Origin of the sequence: Variovorax rhizosphaerae (assembly GCF_037889975.1) — a bacterium.
Lineage (GTDB): Bacteria > Pseudomonadota > Gammaproteobacteria > Burkholderiales > Burkholderiaceae_C > Variovorax > Variovorax rhizosphaerae.
On the sequence record NZ_JBBKZT010000094.1, the window covers coordinates 1 to 2,117 of the forward strand.

The 2,117-nt window shown below is 61.0% G+C and carries 4 protein-coding genes and 1 pseudogene; all 5 read right to left on the reverse strand.

Annotated elements, in window-relative coordinates; translation table 11 throughout:
- Positions 1–252: 252 nt before the first annotated feature.
- Positions 253–614, reverse strand: a pseudogene (locus WKW82_RS40385) (site-specific integrase); the annotation flags it as partial.
- A gap of 140 nt (positions 615–754) precedes the next feature.
- The gene (locus WKW82_RS40390) at positions 755–1,039 is read right to left on the reverse strand and encodes a hypothetical protein (protein ID WP_340348827.1); all 285 of its coding nucleotides are present in this window, start codon (positions 1,037–1,039) and stop codon (positions 755–757) included.
- 349 nt (positions 1,040–1,388) lie between these two features.
- The gene (locus WKW82_RS40395) at positions 1,389–1,754 is read right to left on the reverse strand and encodes a hypothetical protein (protein WP_340348828.1); all 366 of its coding nucleotides are present in this window, start codon (positions 1,752–1,754) and stop codon (positions 1,389–1,391) included.
- Between the two features lie 21 nt (positions 1,755–1,775).
- Positions 1,776–1,913, reverse strand: a complete 138-nt coding sequence (locus WKW82_RS40400) for a hypothetical protein (protein WP_340348829.1) — start codon at positions 1,911–1,913, stop codon at positions 1,776–1,778.
- Positions 1,910–2,117 (reverse strand): transposase domain-containing protein (locus tag WKW82_RS40405; RefSeq protein WP_340348830.1); only part of this gene is annotated, 208 nt, incomplete at its 5' end. The genes WKW82_RS40405 and WKW82_RS40400, both read right to left, overlap by 4 nt.

Sequence of the window (2,117 nt, forward strand, 5' to 3'; positions counted from 1 at the left end):
TACTTGCAGCTTGAACTCCGCGTTGAATGTTCGTCGTAGCTTCTTGGTCATCTTCCTCTTCCAGGTGGTTGCCACCTATCGAGGTGTCCGGGGAAATTAGACCAGCACAGGCCTCCTCTTCAGATCGTCGGGAAACGCCAGAAAGCGGTTGGCGGAACCCTGCTGCACCCGTGGCTAGAAGCGCCTCTCCACTCCCCGAGCAGCGTCCCTCTACCGTCAAAATTGGATCGGATTCAGTTTGTTCTACAGTCCTCAAAAGGAGGGCGCGATCCCCGCAGCCGCACCGGCCCCGCAAGCAAGGCGGCTGGCCTTGCTGTTGAGCGAACTATCGGCCCGGAAGTACCCCACGACATTGCCGCGCTGTGGTGACCAGTCATTGCTGCCATTTACTTGGGCAGCGACGTGGCCTGCTTGCCCGCTTCCATCACAAAGCCAGCCCTCAGTGAGTGCGCAGCGAACTCTCCCTCCACCCCGGCCAGCGCACAGCGCTCCTTCACAATGTCCCGCACCGCCGCAGGTACCAGTGGCTCGCTCAGATGCCCGCCCTTGCGGATGCGCCGGAAGCGGGCGCCTTTCTCGATACCACTGGCGGCCAGCCAAGCCTGCATGATTACCTCGTAGTTCTCGTAGTTGCCACACTACCCGATTTGATTCAATGAATTTCTAACTCGGCTCTCTAGCGTCCGCTCGGGCGACAAGGCGCTGTCAGCGCGTTGGGGGGCGTTGATGCATCACCCGATACACGATCAGAGCATCACCTTTCAAATTCCACCGTGATAGCTCCTATGGCCGCTGCGTTTGCATTCGGTGCGTAGGTGAACTTGAGCTTGTGACCATCCCAGAAGAAATAATTGCAATCGGTTGGGAAGTCGCGCCATTTCATGCACACGGCGCCGTCATCTTTCACCTCCCACGCTCCCGAGACACCGCTCATGCCGCCGCCCTTATAAGGACGGCCGACCGTGCTGCCGAAAACGCTGCCACCGCTGCTCACATCCCATCGCACTCTGTGCCCGTCGGTCCGAACGGTGAACAACATAACCTTGCCTGACAGCGTAGGCCCGATTTCATCCTTTGATAGGAATCGGAGCGCACCTGTGAGTCCCGAGGCGGGGCGCGCTATGCAACGTCGCTCGCTGGCGGCCCGCGCCGGTTGTGACTTCCGTAACTTCGCCATCGGCGCACTTGTAATCTTCGACGTAGTAGAACGAGATAACACCGGGCTCGTGGCGCCCTTCGGGTGCATCATGCTTCAAGTACCAGACCGGCGGCCAAGGCCGCAAGCGTGAAATTCCTGGGGGCCACGGTATGCACCGTTTTACACGATCGCGAGTTTGATTGGCCGATATGACTTCATTGATCTGTATCTGTCCGAGCAGCCCCGTTGCTCAGATGTCCATCACGTAACGCAGCATGTGGAACGGAACTCGCCATGAGGAGGCGTCCTCGCATTCGACACTTGCGGTTCGCTGGTTCACCCGAGCGATGACGCCGACTCGAGCGTGCAGATGGCGATCGACGAAGGAGACCTTGTCGCCACGCTTGAAGTCTGCGCGCAGAGGCCTTGCCGGTTGTGGCGGTGGTGCCGGGGATGTGGCTTCGGGATCCTGGCCCGGCGCTGGTGGCTCTATGGCCCCGTAGGGCAAGGTCCACTGCACGCGCGTCTCGGCCTCCTGCAGCAAGACCTGGGTGTCCTTCATCTGCACGATGCGCGCGTTGCGCATCTGGTCATGCTTCCAGTCGTAGAAGCGCACGACCTGCCCGAGATGCAGGAGTCACCGCAGGGCCACGATGCGCCTGGGATCCGTGAGCAGGCGCTCCACGAGCATGCTCAGCTGGATCAACTCCAGGCTGGTCGCGTTGTCCAACGCGTCCACCAGCGTCTGGTCCTGCATCGGCGGCGTACGGTTCACGCCGGCTTCCAGTGCATGGGCAGCAGGTCCTCGAGTCGATCCTGACGATGAGCGTTGATGCGCTGGAGCACGTCACGCAGGTACGCGTAAGGTTCGATGCCGTTGAGCCTTGCGGTCTCGACCAGGCTGAAGACGACCGCCGCGGCCCGCCCGCCACGCTCGGAGCCCGCGAACAGCCAGTTCTTCCTCGATACCGAGACCGGT

Excerpts from the sequence above, each read along its gene's own strand:
- WKW82_RS40390 (WP_340348827.1), bottom strand. The coding sequence starts at position 1,039 with ATGTTGTTCACCGTTCGGACCGACGGGCACAGAGTGCGATGGGATGTG.